Annotated in this window: 21 protein-coding genes; 15 read left to right on the top strand and 6 right to left on the bottom strand. The window is 65.1% G+C overall.

The annotated features are described in order from the left end of the window. Position 1: 1 nt before the first annotated feature. Genes OSH05_RS18020 through OSH05_RS18010 form a run of 3 tightly spaced genes read right to left on the bottom strand, consistent with a single transcriptional unit; the run spans position 2 to position 3,713 of the window. A complete protein-coding gene (locus OSH05_RS18020) occupies positions 2-1,972 on the bottom strand; it encodes a heterodisulfide reductase-related iron-sulfur binding cluster (protein ID WP_104220360.1) in 1,971 nt (656 codons plus the stop codon). Between the two features lies 1 nt (position 1,973). Further along, positions 1,974-2,942 (bottom strand): electron transfer flavoprotein subunit alpha/FixB family protein, encoded by a 969-nt coding sequence (locus OSH05_RS18015; protein ID WP_104220361.1) that lies wholly within the window; start codon positions 2,940-2,942, stop codon positions 1,974-1,976. Between the two features lie 3 nt (positions 2,943-2,945). Then, the gene (locus OSH05_RS18010) at positions 2,946-3,713 is read right to left on the bottom strand and encodes an electron transfer flavoprotein subunit beta/FixA family protein (RefSeq protein ID WP_104220362.1); all 768 of its coding nucleotides are present in this window, start codon (positions 3,711-3,713) and stop codon (positions 2,946-2,948) included. A gap of 359 nt (positions 3,714-4,072) precedes the next feature. Here OSH05_RS18010 and OSH05_RS18005 point away from each other — a divergent pair, with 359 nt between their 5' ends. The 15 genes from OSH05_RS18005 (at position 4,073) to OSH05_RS17935 (ending at position 22,026) form a co-directional block, all read left to right on the top strand. Beyond that, positions 4,073-5,293: a substrate-binding domain-containing protein gene (locus OSH05_RS18005; RefSeq protein ID WP_104220363.1), complete on the top strand. Its 1,221-nt coding sequence runs from the start codon at positions 4,073-4,075 to the stop codon at positions 5,291-5,293. A 77-nt stretch (positions 5,294-5,370) separates the two neighbouring features. Further along, positions 5,371-6,903: a sugar ABC transporter ATP-binding protein gene (locus tag OSH05_RS18000; protein WP_104220364.1), complete on the top strand. Its 1,533-nt coding sequence runs from the start codon at positions 5,371-5,373 to the stop codon at positions 6,901-6,903. After that, positions 6,900-7,850: an ABC transporter permease gene (locus OSH05_RS17995; RefSeq protein WP_104220365.1), complete on the top strand. Its 951-nt coding sequence runs from the start codon at positions 6,900-6,902 to the stop codon at positions 7,848-7,850. Before OSH05_RS18000 ends, OSH05_RS17995 begins: the two co-directional genes overlap by 4 nt. Before the next feature lie 2 nt (positions 7,851-7,852). Then, entirely contained in the window at positions 7,853-8,824 is a 972-nt protein-coding gene (locus OSH05_RS17990) for an ABC transporter permease (protein ID WP_104220366.1), read from the top strand. Between the two features lie 36 nt (positions 8,825-8,860). Continuing rightward, positions 8,861-10,534 carry a GMC family oxidoreductase gene (locus tag OSH05_RS17985; RefSeq protein ID WP_104220367.1) on the top strand — a complete coding sequence of 558 codons (1,674 nt, stop codon included), beginning with the start codon at positions 8,861-8,863 and terminating at the stop codon, positions 10,532-10,534. After that, on the top strand, positions 10,534-10,950 hold the full coding sequence (locus OSH05_RS17980; RefSeq protein WP_104220368.1) for a hypothetical protein: 417 nt from the start codon (positions 10,534-10,536) through the stop codon (positions 10,948-10,950). Before OSH05_RS17985 ends, OSH05_RS17980 begins: the two co-directional genes overlap by 1 nt. Before the next feature lie 34 nt (positions 10,951-10,984). Beyond that, positions 10,985-11,362, top strand: coding sequence for a carboxymuconolactone decarboxylase family protein (locus tag OSH05_RS17975; protein ID WP_104220369.1), 378 nt, complete (start codon positions 10,985-10,987; stop codon positions 11,360-11,362). Then, positions 11,359-12,858 carry an aldehyde dehydrogenase gene (locus OSH05_RS17970; protein WP_407660406.1) on the top strand — a complete coding sequence of 500 codons (1,500 nt, stop codon included), beginning with the start codon at positions 11,359-11,361 and terminating at the stop codon, positions 12,856-12,858. The genes OSH05_RS17975 and OSH05_RS17970 overlap by 4 nt, the downstream gene beginning before the upstream one ends. A gap of 30 nt (positions 12,859-12,888) precedes the next feature. Continuing rightward, positions 12,889-14,391: an aldehyde dehydrogenase family protein gene (locus OSH05_RS17965; RefSeq protein ID WP_104220370.1), complete on the top strand. Its 1,503-nt coding sequence runs from the start codon at positions 12,889-12,891 to the stop codon at positions 14,389-14,391. A 50-nt stretch (positions 14,392-14,441) separates the two neighbouring features. Beyond that, on the top strand, positions 14,442-15,356 hold the full coding sequence (locus OSH05_RS17960) for an SMP-30/gluconolactonase/LRE family protein (RefSeq protein ID WP_104220371.1): 915 nt from the start codon (positions 14,442-14,444) through the stop codon (positions 15,354-15,356). A gap of 516 nt (positions 15,357-15,872) precedes the next feature. After that, the gene (locus OSH05_RS17955; protein WP_266352719.1) at positions 15,873-16,439 is read left to right on the top strand and encodes an RNA polymerase sigma factor; all 567 of its coding nucleotides are present in this window, start codon (positions 15,873-15,875) and stop codon (positions 16,437-16,439) included. Positions 16,440-16,639: 200 nt separating this feature from the next. Beyond that, entirely contained in the window at positions 16,640-18,484 is a 1,845-nt protein-coding gene (locus tag OSH05_RS17950) for a VWA domain-containing protein (protein WP_323181466.1), read from the top strand. Positions 18,485-18,713: 229 nt separating this feature from the next. Further along, positions 18,714-20,210, top strand: coding sequence for a DUF3300 domain-containing protein (locus OSH05_RS17945; protein ID WP_266352717.1), 1,497 nt, complete (start codon positions 18,714-18,716; stop codon positions 20,208-20,210). Between the two features lie 26 nt (positions 20,211-20,236). Further along, positions 20,237-21,148: a DUF2950 domain-containing protein gene (locus OSH05_RS17940; protein ID WP_104220373.1), complete on the top strand. Its 912-nt coding sequence runs from the start codon at positions 20,237-20,239 to the stop codon at positions 21,146-21,148. Between the two features lie 80 nt (positions 21,149-21,228). Further along, positions 21,229-22,026 carry an alpha/beta fold hydrolase gene (locus OSH05_RS17935; protein WP_104220374.1) on the top strand — a complete coding sequence of 266 codons (798 nt, stop codon included), beginning with the start codon at positions 21,229-21,231 and terminating at the stop codon, positions 22,024-22,026. 2 nt (positions 22,027-22,028) lie between these two features. Here the strand turns inward: OSH05_RS17935 and OSH05_RS17930 are convergent, their stop codons facing one another. From OSH05_RS17930 to OSH05_RS17920, 3 genes are read right to left on the bottom strand one after another with little or no spacing between them, the layout of a single operon-like run. Further along, positions 22,029-22,907, bottom strand: a complete 879-nt coding sequence (locus tag OSH05_RS17930; protein ID WP_104220375.1) for a creatininase family protein — start codon at positions 22,905-22,907, stop codon at positions 22,029-22,031. Then, positions 22,904-24,001: a zinc-binding dehydrogenase gene (locus tag OSH05_RS17925; RefSeq protein WP_104220376.1), complete on the bottom strand. Its 1,098-nt coding sequence runs from the start codon at positions 23,999-24,001 to the stop codon at positions 22,904-22,906. The genes OSH05_RS17930 and OSH05_RS17925 overlap by 4 nt, the downstream gene beginning before the upstream one ends. Next, a complete protein-coding gene (locus tag OSH05_RS17920; protein ID WP_104220377.1) occupies positions 23,998-24,771 on the bottom strand; it encodes a phytanoyl-CoA dioxygenase family protein in 774 nt (257 codons plus the stop codon). Before OSH05_RS17920 ends, OSH05_RS17925 begins: the two co-directional genes overlap by 4 nt. Between the last annotated feature and the right edge of the window lie 46 nt (positions 24,772-24,817).

Here is a 24,817-nt window from a genome sequence, read left to right as displayed (position 1 = left end):
GTTAGGCCGCCGATGATTCGAGCGGCGATGACTGCGTTTCGCGGTTCCGGCCGTCCGCGCTGATTTCAAGAAGGTCGGCGACGTCGTAGACGCGCATCCGATCCGCGACACCCAGAGCGTCGACCGCCGCCTGGTACATGACCTTGTCCTTCGGGCAGGCGACGACGAAGCGGTCGACATCGCCGAGCGCAAGCGCTTCGCGGATACGGTTCTCGCTCGGTCGTTCGGTGACGCCTTCGTCGCCCTGCCAGATGCGTCCGCCGCCCGCGCCGCAGCAGAAGGAATTCTCCCGGCAGCGCGGCATGTCATGCAGCTGGTAGCCGGCGGCCTCGATCAGCCTGCGCGGCGCGTCGAAGCCGCCATTGTAGCGGCCGAGATAGCAGGGATCGTGATAGGTGACGCGGCCGCCCGATGACGGCGCGATGGCGAGCCGGCCGGCATCGATCAGTTCGGCCAGCAGGGCCGTGTAGTGCAGGACGTCGAAACGCTTGCCGAAGCTCTGATATTCGTTCTTCAGCGCGTTGAGGCTGTGCGGATCGGTGGTGACGATCCGGCTGAAGTTGCAGGCCTCGATCGCGTCGATATTGGCCTGTGCCAGCGTCTCGTAGAGGCCTTCCTCGCCGGCGCGGCGCGCATCATTGCCGCTGTTGCGCTCGGCGTCGAACAATATGCCGAAATCGACGCCGGCGGCGTGGAGGAGTTCGGCGACCTTTACGGTCGTCTCCTGAACGCGCGGATCATAGGAGGCGTAGTCGCCGACGAACCAGAGCACGTCGACTGGCTCCTCACGCGCATCCTTGATCGCGAAGGAAAGGCCCTTGGTCCAGCGCGCCCGCATCTTGGCCGGCTTGCCCATGGAGTTGCCGGCCCGCGAGAGGTTGGAGAACGCCTCCTGCAGCCCTGGCGAGATGGAGCCCGCATCGACCAGCTGGCGGCGCATGTCGATGATCTTCGGCAGATGCTCGATCTCGACCGGGCAGACCTCCATGCAGGCGCGGCAGGTGGTGCAGGCCCACAACGTCTCTTCGGCAATGACGCCGCCGAGAAGCGGCCGGGCCTCTCCTTCGGGAACGATCGCATCGCGAAGGTCGGTGATCAGCAGCTTCGGGCTGAGCGGCAGACCGGCGGCATAGGCCGGGCATACGGCCTGGCAGCGGCCGCATTCGGTGCAAGCGAGGAGATCGAGCTTCTGCTTCCAGTCGAACTGGTCGAGCCGCTCGATCCCCGGCGTCTCCCGGCCCGGCGGAACGTCGGGAGTCCGTCCCTTGGGGCCGAGATTGCGCAGGTAGACGTTGGGCGCCGCCAGGAACATGTGGCGATGCTTGGAAGTGGGGATGTAGACAAGAAAGGTCAGAATCGCGGCGATGTGGACCCAATAGAAGACGTGCTCCGCCGCCACGGCGGAGACGGGCAGGCCCGCAAGGCCCGATGCGATCGCGCCGGAGACCGGGCGCCAGGCGGACGGCTCGCCGGCCAGGATGCCAAACGCCGCTTCCAGCAGCATCGAGGCGACGATCGCGAAGATCAGGACATAGATGATCGTCGCATCGGTGGCATTCGAACCTTCGAACCGCTTCGGCCGGATAACGTAGCGTTGCCAGGCCGCCATGCCGACGCCGACAAGCATCAGCACCGCGAAGATGTCCTGCAGCAGGGCGATCCAGCTCTTGCCGCCGATCGCGTCGAGCGAGAAGCCGGGCAGCAGTCCCGAGCCGAAGGCTTCGATGATCGCGGTGAAGAGAACCAGGAACGAGGCGAAGATCAGCGCATGCAGCACGCCCGAGAACGGCCGCATCAGCAGGCGCTTGTGAAGGCCGACCGCCTCCAGCACGCCCGCAAACCGCCGCCCGGGCTGGTCGGTCCGCATCACCCTCGGGCTCGCCAGCACGGCGCGCGCGAAACGGCGCGAGCGCCAGGCGAAAAGGCCGGCAGCCGCGAGGACGAGCAGCCAGAGCGTTAGGGTGGGCGCCATCTCAGCTTCCGGCCGGCGCGCGGAGGCGGTCGTTCAACGCTGCGACGAGATCGAACAGATCGCAGGTCGCGCCATAGTGGGCGACACCGAAGATCGGCGCCTTGGGATCGGTGTTGACCGCGATGATCAGATCCGAACGCGACATTCCCTCGAGATGCTCCGGTGCGCCGGAGACTCCGAGGGCGAGATAGAGCCTCGGCTTGACCTTGCGCCCGGACTTGCCGACCTGGCGCAGCTTCGGCAGCCAGCCATTGTCGACCACAGGTCGGCTGCCGGCGATCTCGGCGCCCAGCAGCCCGGCCAGTTCGCGTGCGATCTCGATGCTGCCTTCGTCGCCGATCCCGCGCCCGACACAGACGATGCGCTCCGCGGTCGCGATATCGATCTCGGCGAGATCGGGCTGATCCTCGCCGAGGAGTTCGACGCGCAGGTTGGAGAGGAGGGGAGTGGGGTCAAGCGACGCGAGAGCTCCGGCCGCCACCTGCGATGCGGCGGCTTCCGGGAAGCTGCCGGGGTTGAGCATCGCGATCGCCGGGCCGGTGATCCTGGTCTTCGCCATGACCTTGCCGCCATAGATCTGCGATGTCGCGGCGACCCCGTCATCCCCACGGTCGAGGCGGACGACATAAGCGACGATCGGAAGTTCGCAGCGCGCGGCGAGTTCCGGGGCGACATCGAGGCCGGTCGCCGAATAGGGCATGACGATCAGATCTGGCGCCTCGGTCGCCATGACGTCGCGGGCGATACGGGCATAGGCTTCGGCTGTCGGCACCGAGAGTGCCGGCGCGATCGCCGCTATGACCCGGTCAGCGGCGCCGAGGCGCGCGGCCGCATCGGTTGCGGAATCGCCGACGACAAGGGCCACGACTTCATCGCCGGGAGCGGCAATGGTGCGAGCCGCGGCGAGCATTTCCAGAGAGATCGCCTCGATCTTTCCGGAGCGTGTTTCTGTGCAGACGAGGAACTTCATGGATCAGCCGGCCCGAAGGCCCCTCTCGGCGAGAATGTGGGCGATACGGTCGGCAACATGCTCGGCGACATTGCCGAGATTCTCGGCGCCTTCGCCGGCGAGCGGCATCGAAAGCATCGCCAGCCGCGCCCCATCGGCGGGCAGGCTGTCAACGGCAGGTCCCTTGGCGATGGGCGCCTTGGCCGCTTCGCGCAGCTTCGAACCGGAGACATAGCGGGGTGCCTTGGTCGAGGTCTGCACGCCCAGAACCGCCGGCAGGGCGATGCGATAGCGCGCAACGACTCCATTGCCGCGTTCCTGCGCGACGGTTAGCCCGCCGCCCGCCACAGCCAGATGGCTGGTGCCGGAAATATGCGGCCAGTCGAGCCGCCCAGCGAGATAAGGGCCGAGCTGGCCGAACAGATCCTCAGCCGACTGTACGCCGGTGAGGATCAGATCCGCCTTGCGTTCTTCGATCAGCGGCAGCAGAGCGGCAGCGAGGCCGGCAGGAGAGGCAAGGCCGGCTTCCTCGTCGCCGGAGAGGAGAACGGCGTCGTCGGCGCCGCGCGCCATCGCCATCTGCAGCACCCGGTTGGCGCCCTCACCGATGGCAACGGCCGTGACGCGGGCGCCGGAGGCCTCCTTCAGAAGCACCGCCTCTTCCAGGGCCTGGTCGTCGAAGTCATTGAGCTGGAAATCCATCCATTCGCGGTCGAGCCCAAGCCCTTCCGGGAGAATTTCGAACTCGGTCGCCGGTGCCGGGACCATGCGCAATACGACAAGAATATGCATTGTTTCCTCCGACCGGCCTTCTTGATGGGGGCCAGTTCGCCTGCGGACAGATCATCCGATCCAGCTACGAATGCGCGCACCTTACCGGGTTCGATGAAGCTCAGAAGGTAATAACAGCTATCACCTCCCTGCTGATTGACGATCGATCTCGTTCGGTCTGTAACGGTTGCCGAACGAATTGAACTGCAATGCGTCTCACAGCGAGCCTGATGCAGATTTTCCTGCATAGTCGATTGAATTGAGACGCCCATCGGGGAGTCGTAGACGACTTATAGTTGCAGAGACTGTGTCAGGGCCGGAGGACCGAACGCTTATTAAGTCGGGGCCCGTATAAAAACAGAACCTTCGGAGGAGAGAACATGAAGAATTCGCGCAATCGGCGCGTGGCTGCGTTCGGCCGTGGCATGCGATGGGTTGGACCGCTCGCGCTTTCCGCCCTTTTGGGCGCGGCGAGCCTCGCCCCTGCGATGGCCGACGATACGGCTCCGGCCGCCGCGGCCGCGAAGCCTGAAAAGCCGGGATATTACGGTGTTCCGCGCACCTGGCTGTGGAACCCCGGCTTCAACAACATGGTCGATACTTCCAAGTGGAAGAAAGACGGTCCCTATGTGATCGGCTTCTCCAACGCGTCGATCTCCAATGCCTGGCGTGTCGCCTTCCAGCACGGCGTGCTCTGGTCGGCCGGCCAGCACAAGGACCAGATCAAGAAGTTCATCGTCACCGATGCGAATGACGATCCAGCCAAGCAGATCGCCGACATTCAGGACCTGATCAGCCAGGGCGTCGACCTCCTGCTGATTGCTCCTGCCACGGAGGACGCGCTCGATCAGGTCGTCGGCCGCGCGATGAAGCAGGGCATCCCAGTCGTGATGGTCGACCGCAAGGTGACGTCGCCTGAGAACTACATCACCTTCGTGACCGCTTCCGACTCGGCCGTCGGCCGCATCGAGGCGCAGTGGCTGGCCGAATATCTTCACGGCAAGGGCAATATCGTGATGCTTCCGGGCATCGCGGGCGCCAGCCCCGCGGAAATCCGCATCCGCACCAACAAGGAAGTGTTCGCCAAGTATCCCGGCATCAAGGTGCTGGACATGCAGTACACCGACTGGAACCCGGCGACGGGCAAGTCGGTCATGGCGGCGCTCATCCAGAAATATGGCAAGCAGATCGACGGCGTGCTCGCCGACAGCGCCCTGCAGGGCTCTGGCGCGATCGAGGCCTTCATCGACGCGGGCTACAAGAAGGGCGAGTTCCCGCCGATCACCGGCGGTGACATTGCGCGGATGTACCAGCTCGCCTCGCAATACGAGATCCCGATGGTGGGCATCGACTATCCGACCTCGATGGGCATCACGGGCGTCGAGACCGCGCTCAACGTCCTGAACGGCATATCCGTGCCCGACAAGGTCGAGGTGAACATGCAGATTGTCATGTCGCCCGGCGCCGATACGGCTTCGGTCAAGGCGGACCGATACCTGCTCGATCATGTCAGCATGGATGATCCGGGCGACCTCTCGCCGAGCAACGGCTTGCCGGCCGGCTACAATCCGAGCACCTTCAATCCCGACTATCCGAAGTAACGGCTCGCAGAAAGCGACGGCGCGGGGTGGAATGCCCCGCGCCGGTCCGGCTTAACGCCACGTTCGAGACGTCTTACATGTCGGTTCCCATCATCAGTCTGCACGCGATCGAAAAGGTCTATCCCGGCGTCAAGCCGCTGGACCGGGTCGATTTCACCGTTCTGCCCGGCGAGATTCACGCGTTGCTCGGCGAGAATGGAGCCGGCAAGTCGACGCTTACTCGCATCATCGGTGGCGCCGTCAAGCCCAATGCCGGGACGATCGAATATCTGGGCAAGCCCGTCTCCTGGCGTTCGCCGCGCGAGGCGCAGGAAGCCGGCATCCACATCATCCACCAGGAACTGGCGCTCTTTCCCGAGCTGACGGTGGCCGAGAACATTCTCATTGGCGCGCAACCCCGTGGCCTCTTCGGCCTCCTGTCGCGCTCGGCGGCGATCCGCAAGGCGGAGGCCATCCTGGCGCGTCTTGGCGTCGACATTCCCGCCCGCGCCCATATCGACCAATTGTCGCTGGCCGACCAGCAGATGGTCGAGATCGCCAAGGCCCTCACAGGCGACGTCAAGCTCATCGTCTTCGACGAGCCCACCGCCGTGATTTCCGGCCGCGAGGTCGACCTGCTCTTCGAGAACATGCGGCGACTGCGCTCCGAGGGTCTCGGTATCGTCTATATTTCGCACCGCCTCGAAGAGATCTTCGAGATTGCCGATCGCGTGACGGTGCTGAAGGACGGACAGATCGCCGGCGTCAACGCGGTCAAGGACCTAACCCGCGACACGATGATCACCATGATGGTCGGCCGGCAACTGGAGCAGATCTTCCCGCCGAAGCCGGCCGTAGCCACCGACAAGCCGGTCGTGCTTTCGATCGAGAAGCTGGCCGCGGGAAATCGCCTGCACGATGCAAGCCTCGAGGTCCGGGCTGGTGAGATCGTCGCGCTCGCCGGCATGGTCGGCTCCGGCCGTACCGAGGTCGCCGAGGCCGTCTTCGGATATCGCGACGTCGATGCCGGCACGATCAAGGTCGACGGCAAGGCACTGGCAGAGCATACGCCGAAGGAAGCGATCGGCCGCGGTGTCGGCTTCCTGACGGAGAACCGCAAGGAAGAGGGGCTCTTCCTCGGCCTGTCGATCGCCGCGAACATCCTCGCGCCTTCGCTGGGTACCGTGTCGAGCGGCGGCATGATCAAGCGCAGCCGCGAGCGCGAGATCGCAGAAAAGCAGATCCAGGCCTTCGGCGTCGCGACGCCGTCGCAGGACGTGAAGGTCGGCAATCTCTCGGGCGGCAATCAGCAGAAGGTGCTGTTCAGCCGCTGGTCCCGGATCGCCGACCGTCTGCTCATTCTCGACGAACCGACCCGCGGCGTCGATGTCGGTGCCAAGGTCGAGATCTACCGCATGATCCGCCATCTGGCTGACCAGGGCATCGCCGTGCTGATGATCAGCTCCGAACTGCCCGAGGTCGTCGGCCTCGCCGATCGCGTCGTCGTCATGGCGCAGGGCCGCGTCGCGGGCGAACTCGCGGGCGCGGCGATCGGGGAGGAGTCGATCATGAAGCTCGCCGTCGTGAGCCTTGGATCCGGCGGGCCGGCCGGGGAGGGGAAACTGCAATGACCGCCATCGCAGGCGTCTTCCAGCGTCACCGGATGCTGCCGTCCTATCTGATCGTGCTCGTCCTGCTCGCGATCCTGGTGGTGACCGGCGGCGCGCTCTCGGACCGCTTCCTGACCTGGCGCAATTTTGGCAATCTCTTCCAGCAGATGGTCGTGCTCGGCGTCGCCAGCCTCGGCCAGACATTCGTCATCCTGATCGGCGGCATCGATCTCGCCATCGGCGCCCTGGTCGGCGCGGTGACGGTGTTCCTCGCCAATTTCCTGCAATGGCAGCCGGACTGGATCGTGCCGGCGATCGCCATCGCGCTTGTCGGCTCGACCGCGATCGGTGCGCTGAACGGCATCCTCACCGTGACGCTGCGCGTCCATCCGCTCATCGTGACGCTGGGCACGTCGTCCGTGATCTTCGGCGCGACGCTGATGTACCGCAAGGAGCCGGGTGGTTCGGTTCCGGCCGTGTTCGAGGAACTCGCCTATGGCGATATCGCCGGCATTCCCTATACGGCGCTGGCGCTCGTCGTCATCTTCGCGCTGGCCGGCCTCTGGCTGCAGCGCACAAGGTCCGGCCGCAGCCTCTATTTCGTCGGCGGCAGTCACGAGGCGGCGCGACTGAACGGCGTCGCGGTCTCGCGCGTGACCATCCTCGTCTATGCGCTGTCGGGCCTTTGTGCCGGCATCGCCGCGATCTTCCTCGTCGCCCGCACCGGCGTTGGCGATCCGCGCATCGGCCAGACGCTGACGCTGCAATCGATCACGCCGGTCGTCGTCGGCGGGACGATTCTCATCGGCGGCCGCGGCGGCGTGCTGGGCACCTTCCTCGGGGTCCTGCTGGTCTCCATGCTGAACAGCATGCTGAACTTCAGCGGCGTCTCGTCCTTCTACCAATGGGTCGTCCAGGGCGTGATCATCATCGCCGCCGTCGGCCTCCACAAAACACGCCGGGAGTGATCATGACGCTCGCCGAGAAGCCGGCCCGCGCCCGGGTCTCCCATTATTCGCTGGCTGCGCTGTCGGAGCGCTTCGGGCTCGGATTGTTCCTGATCCTGCTCCTCGTGGTCGCAGCGATCGCCTCGCCCACCTTCCTGGTGCCGGCCAACCTGCTCAATCTTCTGACGCTGGCCGCTCCCCTCGGCATGGTCGTGCTCGGGCAGACCTTCGTCATCCTGGTTCGCGGGCTCGACCTTTCCGTCGCATCGCTGATGGCGACGGTCGCCGTGCTCGCCACCGCCTTCCGCGCGACTAGCGATTCCGTCATCCCGCTCATCTTCGTCGCCGCGATCGTGCTTTCGGCCGTGGTCGGTTTCGTCAATGGCTGGCTGGTCACGAAACGGGGCGTCAGTCCGTTCCTGGCGACGCTCGCCATGATGATCATCCTGCAGGGCGCCCGTTTCGCCTATACGGGCGGAGCGCCGATCTCGACCTTGCCGCCGGGCATGGCCTGGCTCGCCAACGGGCGTGTCCTCGGTCTCCCGATCAATCTTTGGACGTTGGCCGTGATGGCGGCTTTCCTCGGTTTCCTGCTGCATCGGATGCGGCTTGGCCGGGAGATCTACATGGTCGGCGCCAATCCCCGCGCCGCCCGCCTGAACGGCCTTTCGCCCGACGCCGTCACCATCCTCTGCTACGTGATCTGCAGCGTCTGCGCCGGTATCGGCGGGCTGTTCCTGCTCGGATATGTCGGCACGGTCTCCAACTGGGTCGGACAGGGCTATGAGCTCGACTCGATCGTGGCGGCCGTGATGGGCGGCGTTGCGCTCTCCGGTGGGCGTGGCAGCGTCTTCGGCGCCTTGATGGGCGTCGCGGTGCTCATCGTCATCAACAATCTCGTTATCCTGCTCGGCTTTCCCGTGGAGGCCCAGTTCATCATCAAGGGCGTCATTATCGTCGGCGCTGCCGCTTTCTACCGAACCCGCCTGATCTGATTTTTCAAGGCAGGACAAGGCATTACGGAGGAATTCATGACGGTCGAGGACATCGGAGCGCGTGGGGCGCGGCCAAGGCGCGACGAAGAGGTGGACGTCGTCATCGTCGGCGCCGGGCCGTCGGGCTCCGTCGCGGCGCTGCATCTGGCCCGCGCCGGATTCTCCGTCGTCGTGCTGGAGCAGGGCAACTGGCCGGACTATGCGGATTATACCGGCGCCCGGCCGGAGCACGAACTGGTCTCGACCAAGCTCTGGCATCCGAACCCGAATGTTCGCGACAATCCGCGCGACTATCCCGTCGACACGTCAACCACCGACATCAACCCGTTGATGTTCGCCGGCGTCGGCGGCAGCGCCACGCTCTACGGCGCGCAGTGGATGCATTTCCTGCCGTCGGATTTCCGCGTTTATTCGATGGACGGCGTCGGCGAAGACTGGCCGTTCTCCTATGAGGATCTGCTGCCGTTCCAGCTCGAGATCGAGCGCGAGGTCGGCGTTTCCGGCCTTTCCGGCGATCCGGCCTTCCCGCCGCGCGGACCCTATCCGTTTCCGGCTCTACCCATGGGATCCGTCGGCCGTCGCGGTGCGCTCGGCATGGAGCGGATGGGCTGGCACTGGTGGCCCGGCAGCAATGCGATCCCGTCGGAAAAGTTCGGCGAGCTCAATCCCTGCGTCCGCCGCGGCACCTGCCTGACCGGCTGTCCGGAAGGCGCCAAATCGACCACCGATCGCTCGCATTGGCCGCTGGCGCTGAAGGCCGGTGCTCGCCTCGTGACCGAAGCGCGCGTCAAGGAGGTCGAGGTCGACGCCAACGGCCTTGCGACCGGGGTCGTCTATGTCGACGCCAACGGCCGCGATCGCCGCCAGCGGGCGAAGGTCGTGATCCTCTGCGCCAACGGCGTCGGGACGCCCCGCCTCCTGCTCATGTCCGGAGGCAGCCGCCATCCGGACGGGCTCGCCAATTCCTCGGGCCTCGTCGGCAAGCGGCTGATGATGCACCCCTTCGCCTCGGTGCTCGCCTCCTATGAGGATCCGCTCGACAGCTGGCGCGGCCCCTTCGGCCAGCAGGTCTATTCGCTCGAGTTCTACGAGACCGACGAGAGCCGTGGCTTCGTGCGCGGCTCGAAATGGAACTGCATGCCGTCCGGCGGTCCCGTCGGCGTCTCGGGCGCGATCGGTTCCAAGGTCTATGTCGCGGAGGAGGGGCGCTTCCAGGATTTCTGGGGCGAGAACCTGCACCAGAACGTTGACCGTCGCTTCGGCCATTCGCTGATCTGGGGCATCGTCGGCGAAGATCTGCCCGAAGAGTCGAACCAGGTGGTGCTGTCCAAGGATCTCGTCGACTCCGACGGCCTGCCGGCACCACAGATCATCTACAAGGTCAACGAGAACTCGAACCGCCTGCTGCAGTTCAACATCGATCGCTGCCTTGAATCCGTGAAGGCCGCCGGCGCGATCGAGACGCTCGTTTCGACGCCGGTGCGCGAATCCGGCTGGCACCTGATCGGCACGACGGTGATGGGCGCCGACCCGAAGAAGTCGGTCGTCGATCCCTGGGGCGCCACGCACGACATCCCCAATCTCTATGTCTTCGACGCCTCGACCTTCCCGACCTCCGGCGCGACCAATCCGACGGCCACGATCATGGCAGTGGCGCTGCGCAATACGCGGCGCCTGATCGCCGAACGCCGCAACCAGAAGGTGGCCTGATGAACGCGACCGAAACGAGCGGGCGGTTCCTCGAACTCGCCGATTTCCTCATCCCATCCTATGGGCGTATGCCGCGCTTCAGCGATGTCTGCTCCTATGAGGATGCGCTGAAATCCCTCGATTTCCGCATCGACCTCAAGGAAGGCTTCGAGCGCGGCGTCTCGGTGGATACATCCGAAGGCGTTGAGCAGGCGCTCGAAAAGCTGAATGTCGGCGACGGTCCGGCTTTCAGTGCTGTGACGACCATCGTGCTCGCGACCTATTACATGAACCCGCGCGTGCGCGAACTCATCGGCTATCCCGGCCAGGAGAACGTCGCCTACGATTCCAAGGCGACGCAGAGCTACCTGATCGACGGCTCGCTCGCGAAAGTGATCGCCCGCGGCCGCAAGTACCGGCCGACGCCCGGTCTCTAGAACCTCCCGCTCCTCCCAGAAAGGCAGACCTCCCATGACCAATCCGACCTTCGACAAGGGTCTCGAAATCCGCAAGTCGGTCCTCGGCGCCGAGTTCGTCGAGAAGTCCTTCGCCGCCGCTGACGACTTCAACCGGCCGATGCAGGAACTCGTCACCGAGTATTGCTGGGGCGCCGTCTGGGGCCGCGAGACGCTCGACAAGAAGACGCGCTCGATGCTGAACCTCGCCATGATCAGCGCGCTGAACCGGCCGCATGAGCTCAAGATGCATGTGAAGGGCGCGCTCAAGAACGGCGTCACCAAGGACGAGATCCGCGAGGTCTTCCTGCAGGTCGCGATCTATGCCGGCGTGCCGGCCGGTGTCGATTCCTTCCGCATCGCCCGCGAGGCGTTCCAGGAAGTCGGGGCATGACCATCCGCATGCCCGTCCCCGTCGTGAAGCATGACATGCTGATCGGCGGCCGCTGGACCCAGGCCGAGAGTGGAGACATTTTCGAGTCGTTTGACCCCTATACTGGGGAGCCCTGGGCCGAGGTTCCGCGCGCGGGGACGGCCGACGTGGATGCCGCCGTCGAGGCGGCATCCGATGCGTTCCGGGGCGAATGGCGGCGGATGACCGCTACCGCCCGCGGCCATCTGCTTCGCCGCTTCGCCGATCGACTTGCCGCGGCCGCCGAGACGCTCGCCGTCCTGGAGACGCGGGACAACGGCAAGCTGATCAACGAAATGCGCATGCAGCTCAACTACATGCCGCAGTGGTTTCACTATTTCGGTGGGCTGGCCGACAAGATTGAAGGCCGCGTCATCCCGATCGACAAGCCCGGCGTGTTCAATTTCACGCGTGAGGAACCGCTCGGCGTCGTCGTCGCCATCACGCCTTGGAACTCGCCGCTGATGCTGGCGGCCTGGAAGCTGGCGCCGGCCCTTGCCGCCGGCAACACGATCGTCTGGAAGCCGTCGGAATTCTCCTCTGTCTCGGCGCTTGCCTTCGGCAAGTTGTTCGAGGAGGCAGGCTTTCCGCCGGGCGTCGTCAACATCGTCACGGGCTTCGGTCACGAGATCGGCGATCGCCTGGTCAGGCATCCCAAGGTCGCCAAGATCGCTTTCACCGGCGGCGATGCCACCGGCCAGCGGGTCTATCAGGCGGCTGCATCGGAGCTGAAGAAGGTCACGCTCGAGCTCGGCGGCAAGTCGGCCAATATCGTCTTCGCCGACGCGCGAATGGAATCAGCCATTCCCGGCCTGGTGTCGGGCATCTTCGCGGCCTCGGGCCAGACCTGCATCGCCGGTTCGCGCGCGCTGGTACAGCGTTCGGTGCTGGACGAGGTGGTCGAGAAACTGGTTGCCTTTGCGAAGACCGCCAGGATCGGCGATCCGCTCGATCCGGAGACCCAGGTCGGCCCGATCACGACGCTGCCGCAGCGCCAGAAGGTGCTCGACTATATCGACATCGCCAAGGGAGAGGGCGCCGAATGCCTTCTCGGCGGCAAGGTCCCGGAGGATCCGGCGCTGGCTCCCGGCTGGTTCGTCGAGCCCACGATCTTTGGCGGCGTCGCGTCGTCGATGCGGATTGCCCAGGAGGAAGTCTTCGGGCCGGTGCTCTCCGTCATTCCCTTCGAGGATGAAGACGAGGCGGTCGCGATCGCCAATGACAGCATCTACGGCCTCGCCTCCGGCCTCTGGACCCAGGATCTCGGCCGCGCGCTGCGGATGCCGGATCGGCTGCAGACCGGCAGCGTCTGGGTCAACATGTATCGCGCCACCAGCTATCTCTCGCCCTTCGGCGGCTACAAGCGTTCCGGCATCGGTCGTGAGAACGGCATGTCGGCCATTCGCGAATATCTGCAGGAGAAGAGCGTCTGGATCGACACGATGAACTCGGTCCCGAGCCCCTTCGTCCAGCGCTGATCTTCAAGACCATTCCGGGAGGATCCCCCTATGAACGTCCATATTCATGCTGCGCCGAAGCTTGTGGGCCCTGCCGCCGCCTTCGTTGCCGCGCCGAAGAAGCTTCTGATCGGTGGGCAATGGGTGCCGGCCCTCTCCGGCAAGACGACCGAGGTGATCGATCCGTCCAGCGCCCGCGTCGTGGCCCATGTCGCCGAGGCTGACAAGGCCGATGTCGACGCGGCGGTAAAGGCTGCGCGCGCCGCCTTCGAAGGTCCGTGGTCGCGCATGCTTCCGGCCGAGCGCGCCAAACTGATGTGGAAGCTCGCCGACGCGATCGACGCGATCACGGACGAACTGGCGACGCTCAACTCGCTGGAGAACGGCAAGCCGATCAACGATTCCCGCAAGGGCGAGGTACCGTTCACTGCCGAGACGTTCCGGTACTTTGCCGGCTGGGCGACAAAGATCAATGGCGAGCAGATCCCGATCTCGGCCCCCGGCGATTGGCACTGCTATACGCGGCGCGAGCCGGTCGGCGTCGCCGCGCAGATCATTCCGTGGAACTTCCCGCTTTCCATGCTCGCCTGGAAGATCGCGCCCGCGCTCGCAGCAGGCTGCACCGTCGTCCTGAAGCCGGCCGAGCAGACGCCGCTCGGCGCGCTCCGCATCGGCGAACTCTTCGCGGAGGTCGGTTTCCCCGATGGCGTGGTCAACGTCATCACCGGCTTCGGCGAGACGGCGGGCGCTGCGCTCTCCGCTCATCCCGATGTCGACAAGATCGCCTTCACCGGCTCCACCGATGTCGGCAAGCTCATCGCGCGTGCGGCGACGGGAAATCTGAAGAAGGTCAGCCTCGAACTCGGCGGCAAGTCGCCGACCATCGTGCTGCCGGATGCCGATCTGGATGTCGCGATCGCCGGGGCTGCCAGCGCCATCTTCTTCAATATGGGCCAATGCTGCACGGCCGGATCGCGCCTGTTCGTGCACAAGAAGGTCTATGATCGCGTCGTCGAGGGCGTCGCGGCCGGCGCGGCTGCCATGCGGATCGGCGCGGGCCTCAATCCGGAGACGGAGGTCGGGCCGCTGATCTCGCGCGAGCAGTTCGACAAAGTGACCGGCTTCATCGAGGACGGTCGCCGTGACGGCGCCGAGATCGTCACCGGCGGCGAGAGCTTCGGCGAGGACGGCTTCTTCGTCACGCCGACGGTGATCGCCAAGACCAGGCCGGATATGTCGGTGATACGCGAGGAGATCTTCGGGCCGGTGGTCTGTGCCATTCCGTTCGATACGGACGATCTCGACGCGATCGCGCGGGATGCCAATGACACGGCCTTCGGCCTCGCCGCGAGCCTCTGGACGCGCGATCTGGGCCTCGCCCACAAGCTTGCCGCCAAGGTCAAGGCTGGCACGATCTGGATCAACACGCACAACTTCAACGACTGCGCGCTGCCCTTCGGCGGCTTCAAGCAGTCGGGCTGGGGCCGCGAGCTTGGTGCGCAGGCGCTCGACCTCTACACGCAGGTCAAGACGGTCGCGATCCGCCTTCCCTGAAACGGGGAGGGCGGCGCCGGCGCGTCGCCCTCCGATCCGGAGGAACGCCGATGTCCTGCTATGAAATCCTCGACCCGCGCTTCAAGGCGCTAATCGATCCGGTCGCCTTTCTCGAAACGCTGCACGAGGGCAATCGCTGGGCCGAGGGGCCGGTCTATTTCGCCGACCTGCGCTGCCTGGTCTGGAGCGATATTCCCAATGAGCGCATGTTGCGCTGGGACGAGGAGACGGGCCATGTGTCGCTCTTTCGCGCGCCCGTGCCCAACGCCAATGGCAATACGCGAGACCGCGAAGGCCGTCTCGTCACCTGCGAGCAGGGCGGCCGGCGGGTCGTCCGCACCGAATGGGACGGCTCGATCACGGTACTCGCCGACCGCTATCGCGGCCGCCGGCTGAATTCGCCCAACGATGTCGTTGTGAAGTCGGACGGCTCGATCTGGTTCACCGATCCCAATTACGGGATCATTTCGGACTATGTCGGGCGAAAGGACACCCAGGAAATCGACGGTTGCCACGTCTACCGCCTCGATCCGGCGAGCGGTGACCTCGCGATCGTGGCCGACGATTTCGCGATGCCGAACGGACTGGCGTTCTCGCCGGACGAGACGAAGCTCTACATCGCCGATTCCGGCTTCCTCACCGACGAGACGGCGCCGCATCACGTTCGCGTGTTCGATGTCGTGCGTGATCGGCTTGCCAACAGCCGCGTCTTCGCCGAGATCAATCCCGGCATCCCGGATGGCCTTCGCATCGATGTCGAAGGCAATGCCTGGATCAGCGCCTGGGACGGCGTCCAGTGCCATGCGCCGGACGGGACGCTGATCGGCAAGATCAAGGTGCCGGAAGTGGTCGCCAACCTCGCCTTCGGCGGCAAGCGCAACAACCGCCTCTTCATCACGGCGACGACGCGGGTCTATGCCGTTTTCCTGAACGTCGCCGGCGCACCGTTCCCGTTCAGCCGCTGATCCCTGCAATAGGGCGGCCCCACGCTGATCTCCTGATGCTGCATGACACAACGCGGCGCGACCGGAACCCTGCATCCGCGGGCAGAAGCCGCTATGCAAGAGGGTCAAAAATCTGCTAACGAGCGAGAAGGTCTAGGGTGAACCAAGGAAACAGCGATTGCCGGAAGTCCTCGCGCCATTGCTCTCACGATTATTTGTGCGGGATGACGCCGATTCGGAGTTATCCGACCGTGGGTATCGGCGCCGGGCCTGGGCGATTGTCATTATATCCTGCGTCATTGCGTGGATCGCCATCATCTGGCTGTTGACTGCCTGGATATTCTGATTTTACGGATCAGCTATACTGTGATGCACGCGCCGTTGTGCAATGCAGCAAATGGCGCGAGATCCTGACTTTTGGCTTGCGGCCAAGCTCATTCCGGAGATCGGCCCCGTAAAAATAGTTTGCTCCCCGCCCAAGGAACGCCGCTCCGCCATCGTCTTATGGGCTGATCTGTTCCGGGGAAGCCACCCATCGTGACATTTGCCGCGGGGTCCACTCAACCTGAAGACGCTCAGCTGGCCCCGGCGAACGCGTCGTCGCTTCTGGAGCGTGCGCGCGGCGGCGATGCGCGGGCCTTCGCTGGGCTTGTCGAGACGCACTACGGCTTCATCTTCGCGACCGCGTTCAAATGGTGCGGCAATCGGCCGGATGCGGAGGACGTTGCGCAGGATGTCTGCCTGAAGCTCGGCGAGGCCATCCGTTCCTTCGATGCCCGATCCGGCTTCACGACCTGGCTCTACCGGGTGACGCTGAATGCGGTTCGCGATCTTCAGCGCGCCCAATCACGCACGGCAAGACACGCCAGCGCCTATGCGCTGGTCAGTCCCGACGAGGACCCGGGCGATCAGGAGGCGAATGTGGCTGTGGTGGATCTGTGGCGGGCAGTTCGCGCCCTCCCGCCCAAGCAGCGAGACGCCGTCTTGCTGGTCTATGCGGAGGAACTTAGCCACGCCGAGGCTGCGGTGATCCTCGAATGCCGCGAGGCAACGGTGTCCTGGCATGTCCATGAGGCGCGGAAGACATTGAGAGGGCTGCTGTGATGACAGAGCCGGCCGAAGACCGCCTGAAATCCCTCGCCGGACTCCGGGCGCCGAGGGCCGATCCGGCCGCGCGAGCTGCGGCGATCGCAGCTGCGACGGCCGCCTTCGAGCAGGCTGCGAATAAATCCGCAGCGCCTCGCCAAGGATCTTCCTGGGGCGAACGTCTCAGATCCGTGCTTCTCGAAACAGGGAACCGGATCATGGATCATCGTCTTTCGCTGGGCGGCGCCGCACTGGCGCTCGTCGCGCTGCCGCTCGCCTATCAGGTCTATTCGGGCCATCCGATCGCGCCGCGAACGGTTGTCGCCGAGCTTCCGGCGGGTGAGGAAATCGCGCGCCAGCCGGTCAGCGCACCGAGCGCGGTGCCGGCACCAGTCCCGGCAAAGCCGACCCCGGCCAGGAAGCAGGCCGCCGAAGCCCAGGACGCCACGCCGCCGCCCTTGTCTGTGCCAGCCCAGCCAGCCGCCGACGCGGCCGTTGCGGCCGCGCAGCCAGCTCCGCCGCCGCCTGCGATGGTGATGAGCGAAACTGCATCGGCAGGCGAAACCGCGTCGGCGCCGACCGGTGCCGTGCTGGCCGCCCGCAGCCGTGGGACCATCGCAGCCGCGGAGCCCAGCGGCGACCGGTTCGAGAAATTCGATGAATCCGCGTTGAAATCGGTCGCGACCGACCCCGTCTCGACCTTCTCGGTCGATGTCGATACGGCGTCCTACGCCTATGTCCGGGCTTCGCTCGACGATGGCGTGCTGCCGCCGCCGGATGCGGTGCGGATCGAGGAGATGATCAATTATTTCCCCTATGCCTATCCCGCGCCGGCAACTGCCGATGTGCCGTTCCGCGTCAGCCTCGCCGTCTTCCCCACACCGTGGAATGCGAAGACGGAGCTGCTTCGCATCGGTATCAAGGGCTATGTGCCGCCGGCGGCCGAGAAGAAGGCGCAGCACCTCGTCTTCCTGGTCGATACCTCCGGCTCCATGGACGAGCCGAACAAGCTGCCGCTGCTCCGCCGCGCCTTCGCTCTGCTCGTCGACAGCCTTGGCCCGAAGGATACGGTGGCGATCGTCGCCTATGCGGGCTCGGCTGGCGTGGTGCTCGAACCGACCCGGGCGAGCGACAAGGCGAAGGTTCTTTCCGCGCTCGACGGCTTGCAGGCCGGCGGCTCGACGGCTGGTGCCGAAGGCATTGCGCTTGCCTACCGCCTCGCCGAACAGTCGAAGGTCGAGGGCACGGTCAATCGCGTGATCCTGGCGACCGATGGCGATTTCAACGTCGGCATCTCCGATCCGGACGAACTCAAGGATTTCATCCGCAAGCGGCGCGACGACGGCATCACGCTTTCGGTGCTCGGCTTTGGCCGCGGCAATCTCGACGATGCGCTGATGCAGGCGCTGGCGCAGAACGGCAATGGCAATGCCAGCTATATCGACAGCTATGCCGAGGCGCGGAAGGTGCTGGTCGAGGAGGCCGGCGGCACGCTCGACATGATCGCCAAGGATGTGAAGCTCCAGCTTGAGTTCAACCCGGCTGCCGTCTCCGAATACAGGCTGATCGGCTATGAGACCCGCGCGCTCAACCGCGAGGATTTCAACAACGACAAGGTCGATGCCGGCGATATCGGTGCGGGCCACACGGTCACCGCGCTTTACGAGATCACGCCGAAAGGCAAGGGCGGCGAGCAGATCGATCCGCTGCGCTATGCGGAGGCGAAGCCGGCTCCGGCGACAGAAGCCGCCCCGTCGGACGAATTCGGCTTCCTCAAGCTGCGCTACAAGCTGCCGGGCTCGGACCAAAGCCGTCTGATCGATACGCCGATCCCGCGGACGATCGCCGCTGGCAGCCTGGATCAGGCGGATGACGATGCGCGGTTCGCTGCTGCCGTCGCCGCCTTCGGCCAGAAGCTCAAGGGCTCCAGCTATGGCGACGACATGAGCTGGGAGGCAATCCGCGATCTCGCCATGGGCGCGCGCGGCAAGGATGAAGGCGGCTATCGCGCCGAGTTCCTGCGGCTCGTCCCGATCGCATCCGATCTCACGTCCCGACGCTGAAAAACGATGACGGGGGGCGCCTCTGGGCGTCCTCCGCCTCTTGATATGCTTCGGCCGCCTGAAGATCAGGTCTGGATGAAAGCCCAGGGGTCGGACACCGCGTTTTGATATTTCTCAAGTCTGCCGAAGTATGGCGAGATATTCTTCTCCCGTTTGACGGCGTTAAACGCTAGTATCGGCGTCAATAAACATCCGCTCCCATGTATGGATCGGATGGCCGGGAGGGAGAATGATGTTCCGAGCTGCCCGCATTGGTTCACAACTTGCCGGGGCTTCGAGATGGGCCGGCGCAGCTGCGCTGGCTTCGTTGCTGCTCCTCGGCCTGCCGCCCTCGCATTCCTTTGCTGAGGACGCGCCGACGCCGGCGGACAATGTGGCCCCAAGCCCGGCCGATGCCGAGGCGGCGGCAGCGGCGGAAGTGCCGGCTGACCAGGCGTTCACGCAGGCGGAGCTGCGCAAGCTACTGGCGCCGTTCGCGCTTTATCCGGATGCTCTGCTGGCCCAGTTGCTGCCGGCCTGTGCCTATCCGGTCGATATCGTCCAGGCGGCGCGTTGGCTCGACAAGAACGAGGCGGCGGTCAAGAAGGGTGATTTCTCCGGCGCGGATACGCAGAGCTGGGATCCGACGGTCAAGGCTCTGGTGCGTTTTCCCGATGTGATCCAGAAGCTGAACACCGATCTCGACGTGACGACCGATCTCGGCGATGCCTTCGTCAATCAACCTGAAGACGTGGCGGCGATGGTCCAGACGCTGCGCGCCGAGGCCGAGAAAGGCGGTTCGCTGAAGTCGACCAAGCAGCAGACCGTGACCGTCCAGCAGCAGGGAAGCTCAAGCTATATCGTGATCCAGCCGACGGATCCCGAGGTGATCTACGTTCCGACCTATGATCCGGCGACCGTCTATTACGACGACAGCTATGGCGACAATTTCGTCTATGGGGCCGTCGGGTTCGGCCTGGGGGTTGCCGTCGGCGTTGCGGTCGACAATGTCTGGGACTGGAACCGGGGCTGGGCCTATCCGCCACGCTGGCCCGGCTATCCGGGCTATCGGCCGGGCTATCCCGGCTATGGCGGGCGTCCGGGCAATGTCAATATCGGCAACGACATCAACATTGGCGGCAACAACAACGTCAATATCGGTAATGGCAATACGCGGCCCTGGCGCCCGGACGGCGACAAATATCGTCCAGGCCAAGGCAGCAAGCCGAACATTGCAAACCGGTCCGGCAACGCCAACCGTGCCGCCACGGGCAATCGCGGCAACAATCCAAAGCTGGGCGCCGGCAACGCCGGTGGCGGCAAGGCGTCCGCGATGCCGGATATCAAGGGCGGTGCCGGCAACAAGGGCGGCGCGCTTGCCGACAAGGGCGCCGTGGGCAACAAGGGCGGTTCGCTCGCCAACAAGGGCGCGGGGCTCGACAAGGGCGGCGTCAAGCAGCCGGTGGCCAAGAAGCCGGCGGCCAAGAAGCCCGCTGCGGCACGTGCGCCCGCGAAAAAAGCGCCGAAGCCAACGGCCTTTGGTGATGTTCGCCTCGGCGGCGCTTCGCCGTCAGTGGGAAATCGCGGCGCGGCGAGCCGCCAGAATGCCTATCGACCGCAGCCATCCTATAATCGGGGCGGTGGTGGTGGAGCCAACTTCAATCGCGGTGGCGGCGGTGGCGGGAACTTCCATGGCGGAGGAGGTCGGGGTGGTGGCGGAGGCCGCGGTGGTGGCGGGCGTCGCTAGGTCCATGGCTCGATCGGGAGGCAATCATGCCGGCAATTCGTAACATCATCCTCGCAATGGGTATCGCTGGCGCCGTCTGGCTCGTCCCCGCGCTGCCAGCGGCGGCTCAGCAGGTCTTTCCAACGCCGGAAGCGGCATCCGCGGCCCTCGTCGACGGCGCGCGCCATCCGGGGCAGGGGTGGCTCGACAAGATCTTCGGCGATGGCGGCGGCGATCTGTTCACCTCAGGTGATGCCGACGTCGATCGCCAGCAGCTAGCCGATTTTCTCGGACTCGCGGAGAACGGTACATCCGTCGTCGATGGTGAGAATGGCGAGAAACGGCTCGTCTTCGGCGCCAGCGGCTGGCAGTTTCCGGTGCCGCTGAAGAAGGGGAAGGATGGCTGGACATTCGATCTGGCCGCCGGACGGCAGGCGGTGATCGATCGCGCCGTCGGGCGCAACGAGCTTCTCGCCATCGATGCCTGCGCCGACTATGTGGCGGCTCAGAACGAGTATTTCGCCTCGCTGCACGATGATGAACCGGTCCAGCAATATGCGCGCCGTTTCCTCAGTTCGGAGGGGCTGCATGACGGGCTCTATTGGGAGCCGGAAAGCCAGACGGATATCAGTCCGCTCGGAGACCGCATCGCAGCTGTGGAGAGCGGCGAAGGCGACGAGCCGGGGACCTATCATGGCTATCATTTCCGCATCCTGACGCGACAGGGTCCCGAAGCGCCGGGCGGCGCCTACGACTATCTGGTGAACGGCCGTCTGCTGGCCGGCTTCGCCATGCTGGCCTATCCGGCGGAGTGGGGCAGTTCCGGCGTCATGAGTTTCCTCTGCGACCAGCGTGGCGAGGTCTACCAGTCGAATATCGGCCCGCAGACGGACAAGCTGGCGACGCGGATCCTGAGTTTCAATCCCGGGCCCGGCTGGGCGGTGGTTCCCACGGAGTAGCGCTGCCAGGGCGACACGGCTTGTCCTCCCGCGCCTTCCACGCTATCGCGCTTGAGGCGACAGCTTGGGAGGGCGGAGCGATGGACTTCCTGCGGCGGGATGGCGTGGCGCTCGGCTATCGGCTGGCGCGGGGCGACGGGGTTCCCATCGTTCTGGTGCATGGCTGGTGTTGCGACCACAGCTATTTCTCGCCGCAGTTCGACCATTTCGCCGCGCGAGGCCATACGGTATTCGCGCCGGATCTGCGCGGTCACGGCGCGAGCGACAAGCCAGTTCAGGACTACCCGATTTCCGCCTTTACCGACGATGTCGTGTGGATGCTCGGCGAACTTGGCGTCGAGAAGCCGGTCGTCGTCGGTCACAGCATGGGCGGCATCATCGCCTTCGATCTGGGTGTCCGCTATCCTGATATCCCGGCTGCGGTCGTCGAACTCGATTCGTCGACCGTCCTGACGGATACGGCGCGGGCGGGGATGAATGCCTTCATCGAGGCGCTGAAGCGCCCCGACTACCAGAACGCTGTCGAGACCTATGTTTCCAAGGTGCTGCTGATCGATAGCGACGACCCGGCGCGCAGGCAGTCCATTCTCGCCGGCATGGCGTCCGCGCCGCAGCAGATGATGATCTCAGCTTTCACGGGCCTGCGAGATTTTGATCCGACGGAGGGCGGCAAGACCATGTCATTGCCGAACCTCTACATCGCGGCCGACGAGCCCAGCCCGCGCTCGGACATGACCAGGCTGAGCCAGCTCGTTCCGCATCTCCTCCAAGGCAAGGTGGTCGGATCCGGGCACTTCTGCCAGCTTGAAGTCCCGGATCAGGTCAATGCGATGATCGACCGCTTTCTGAATGTCACCGGCATCGGGGCGGCCGGCTGAGATCAGCCGGCGATGGCCCGAAGGCTCGCCGCCTTGCCGCGGGCGAGGTCCGTGGCGCGTTCATAGTCTCCGGCGACGAAGGCCGCGCAATGAGCGAGATAATCGGCTGTCGCGATCGGCGGGACCGAGGATTTCGGCAGCTTCGAGCGCAGCGTCTGCGTCAGTTCCAGAGCATCGACGGCAGCTTCCAGCGCATCCAGGAAGAGCGCGCGGCGCGGCGTGCCGATCTCGGCCAGCATGCGGCGGGCGCAATCGGCCGAGCGTTCGCCGATGGCTTTGGCGAGCTGCTGGCCGTATTCGAGGCTGGCGCGGCCGCGCGGATCCTCGCCGATCACGCCGTCGAGCTTTTCGCTTGCCGCGACCGCATCGAGCCTAACGAGGTCGGGCCGTTCGGCCCAGAGCAGCGAGGCCTCGCCGATGCCGGCATGGTCGCCGGTATAGAGGTCGGTGACCGGGTCATATTCCGTCAGCGGCAGGATCGTCGCCTCGCTCCGGCGCATCACGGCCAGCGCCGCGCGCTTCAGCGCCAGCGTCTGTTCGAGCCCGAAATGGCCGGTAAACCCGACGACGACCTTGAAGCCCATGCCCGCGAACTGCTCGAACACCGTCTCGATCAGCGGCTCGACCAGTGCGATCGGAAGGTTGAGCGTATGCGGGAAGGGTACGCCACCGACGGCCCAATAGGAGGTCGGCGCCAGCACTGCATCGGCCCGCTCTGCGATTTCCCGGCTGAGCCTTTCGCCGACAATGCCGTCGAGGCCGACCGGCAAATGGTGGCTGTGCCATTCGATCGTGCCGAAGGGGAGCACGAGGATCGGGTTCTCCGCCAGCCGGGCTTCGATCTCGCGGGGGAAGAGCGTTTCCAGCGCATAGACGGTCATGCGAACTCCTCGAACGACACCACGGTGCGGATGCCTGTCTGGCGATAGCCCGGTTCAAAGAGTGCCGGCAAGTCGTTGATTCCGATCGTGCTCGTATGCAGCGCGTCGAGCTCCAGCCGCCCATCGGCATACCAGTCGGCGAGCATGGGAAGATCACGCTCGGGCTGGACGTCGCCATAGATGCAGCCGCAGATCGTCTGTTGCTTGCTCATGAAGCCGCGAGGTTTGAACGCCATCTCGTCCTCCCGCCCGGCAGCGCCGACCAGCGTCAGCCGACCGCCCCGCGCCAGAAGGCCGAGCGCCTCGACCATCAGATCCGTTCGCCCGACCAGCTCGAACGCATGGTCGACGCCCCGGTCGCTCGTCACCTTCATGACAGCGTCCAGAACAGTCTCCGCAGTGCTATCGACGGCATGCGTGGCGCCAAGCCGCCTGGCGAGTGCTAGCTTCTCCGGATCGCGGTCGACGGCGATGATCGCGCGCGCATTGGCGAGCCGCGCGCCCTGTACAGTGTTGAGGCCGACGCCGCCACAGCCGATCACGACCACATCGTCGCCCGGCTGAACCTTGGCGCTGAACATCGCCGCGCCGACGCCGGTCGCGACCGCGCAGCCCAGCAGAGCCGCCACTGCGAAAGGCATGTCGTTACGGATCGGCACGGCGCCGGAGGCCGGGACGACAACATAGGGGCAGAAGGTTCCGGCATTCAGCAGGACGGCGAGCGGCTTTCCTTCGAGATGGACCCGGGGCTCGCTGGTTCCGAGAATGCCCTCGCAGAATTGTCGCCGGCCGGAAACGCAGTTGCGGCAGGTGCCGCATTTGGCCTGCCAGTTGATCGCCACATGGTCGCCAATGGCGAGATGGGCCACGCCTTCGCCGAGCGCGGCGACGATTCCCGCGCCCTCATGGCCGAGGATGACCGGCGTCGTGCGCGCATACTGCACGGAGCCGATATCGGTATGGCAGACGCCGCTCGCCAGGATGCGCACCAAGACCTCGCCGGGGCCGGGAGGGGAGATCGTCACCCTCTCGATCCGCGGCGTCTGGCCGAGTGCATGCAGAACGAGGGCCGGCTGGTCCTCGAGCGCGATCATGCCGGGACTTTGGACTTTGCCGTGAGCAGCGTGCCGGCCGGAACCTGCTTCAGCACCTGGAAATGGCCATAGTCGCGCACCTTGCGGAAGGGCTCGTTCTCGACGGCGTTATATGAGGCGATATAGCCCCAGCGCGGCATGTCGGAAGTATTGGCGTCCGAGCGGTGCAGCAGATTGCAATCGAAGATGAGCGCGTCGCCGGGCTCCATCTCTGCATAAACGAGGGGGAAGCGCTCGATGGCTGCGTTCAGATATTCCTCGTCGACCACGGTCTGCCCGTCGACGCGGACATGGTCGATGCGGCCGAGCTTGTGCGAGCCCTTCAGGACCTGGAGGCAGCCATTTTCCTTCACCGACTTGTCGAGCGAGATCCAGATCGACAGCATTTCCGGCGACAGGCACTTGTTCTGGTACCAATAGCCGTAGTCCTGATGCCATTCCCAGGCGCCGCCCTTGCGGGGCTCCTTCATGGTCATCTTGTGGCTGTAGAGATAGGTGTCCTTGCCGATGATCTGCTGGGCGATCGTCACCAGCCGCTCGTCACGGGCGACATAGCCATATACGTCGTCGGCGGCCTCGTACCACATCTTCAGGAGCGTGGTGTTGCCGGCCTTGTCGCCCTTCTGCATCGTCTCGCCGGCTTCGGCCTGACGGCGGAGGTCATCGCGGGCGCTGTCGCGGAAATGCGCCGTTTCCTGCTCGGTCAGAAAGCCCTTGAGGATCACATAGCCTTCGTTCTGGTAGCGCTGATATTGTTCGTGCGTAAGCATGTGGCGTTTCCCTTGGTCGGTCGGTCTGTCGAGCCGGCCCGCGTCT

The sequence above is a fragment of the Kaistia algarum genome, assembly GCF_026343945.1.
Classification (GTDB): Bacteria; Pseudomonadota; Alphaproteobacteria; order Rhizobiales; family Kaistiaceae; genus Kaistia; species Kaistia algarum.
The sequence above is the reverse complement of the archived record's forward strand: the minus strand, read 5'-3'. Positions and strand labels throughout refer to the sequence as shown.

Coding starts and splice junctions, on each gene's coding strand:
- OSH05_RS18020 (WP_104220360.1), bottom strand. CDS start 1,972: ATGGCGCCCACCCTAACGCTCTGGCTGCTCGTCCTCGCGGCTGCCGGC.
- OSH05_RS17925 (WP_104220376.1), bottom strand. CDS start 24,001: ATGATCGCGCTCGAGGACCAGCCGGCCCTCGTTCTGCATGCACTCGGC.
- OSH05_RS17945 (WP_266352717.1), top strand. CDS start 18,714: ATGATGTTCCGAGCTGCCCGCATTGGTTCACAACTTGCCGGGGCTTCG.
- OSH05_RS18000 (WP_104220364.1), top strand. CDS start 5,371: ATGTCGGTTCCCATCATCAGTCTGCACGCGATCGAAAAGGTCTATCCC.
- OSH05_RS18005 (WP_104220363.1), top strand. CDS start 4,073: ATGAAGAATTCGCGCAATCGGCGCGTGGCTGCGTTCGGCCGTGGCATG.
- OSH05_RS18015 (WP_104220361.1), bottom strand. CDS start 2,942: ATGAAGTTCCTCGTCTGCACAGAAACACGCTCCGGAAAGATCGAGGCG.
- OSH05_RS17980 (WP_104220368.1), top strand. CDS start 10,534: ATGAACGCGACCGAAACGAGCGGGCGGTTCCTCGAACTCGCCGATTTC.
- OSH05_RS17930 (WP_104220375.1), bottom strand. CDS start 22,907: ATGACCGTCTATGCGCTGGAAACGCTCTTCCCCCGCGAGATCGAAGCC.
- OSH05_RS17940 (WP_104220373.1), top strand. CDS start 20,237: ATGCCGGCAATTCGTAACATCATCCTCGCAATGGGTATCGCTGGCGCC.
- OSH05_RS17960 (WP_104220371.1), top strand. CDS start 14,442: ATGTCCTGCTATGAAATCCTCGACCCGCGCTTCAAGGCGCTAATCGAT.
- OSH05_RS17990 (WP_104220366.1), top strand. CDS start 7,853: ATGACGCTCGCCGAGAAGCCGGCCCGCGCCCGGGTCTCCCATTATTCG.
- OSH05_RS17975 (WP_104220369.1), top strand. CDS start 10,985: ATGACCAATCCGACCTTCGACAAGGGTCTCGAAATCCGCAAGTCGGTC.
- OSH05_RS17965 (WP_104220370.1), top strand. CDS start 12,889: ATGAACGTCCATATTCATGCTGCGCCGAAGCTTGTGGGCCCTGCCGCC.
- OSH05_RS18010 (WP_104220362.1), bottom strand. CDS start 3,713: ATGCATATTCTTGTCGTATTGCGCATGGTCCCGGCACCGGCGACCGAG.
- OSH05_RS17920 (WP_104220377.1), bottom strand. CDS start 24,771: ATGCTTACGCACGAACAATATCAGCGCTACCAGAACGAAGGCTATGTG.
- OSH05_RS17995 (WP_104220365.1), top strand. CDS start 6,900: ATGACCGCCATCGCAGGCGTCTTCCAGCGTCACCGGATGCTGCCGTCC.
- OSH05_RS17935 (WP_104220374.1), top strand. CDS start 21,229: ATGGACTTCCTGCGGCGGGATGGCGTGGCGCTCGGCTATCGGCTGGCG.
- OSH05_RS17985 (WP_104220367.1), top strand. CDS start 8,861: ATGACGGTCGAGGACATCGGAGCGCGTGGGGCGCGGCCAAGGCGCGAC.
- OSH05_RS17950 (WP_323181466.1), top strand. CDS start 16,640: ATGGATCATCGTCTTTCGCTGGGCGGCGCCGCACTGGCGCTCGTCGCG.
- OSH05_RS17970 (WP_407660406.1), top strand. CDS start 11,359: ATGACCATCCGCATGCCCGTCCCCGTCGTGAAGCATGACATGCTGATC.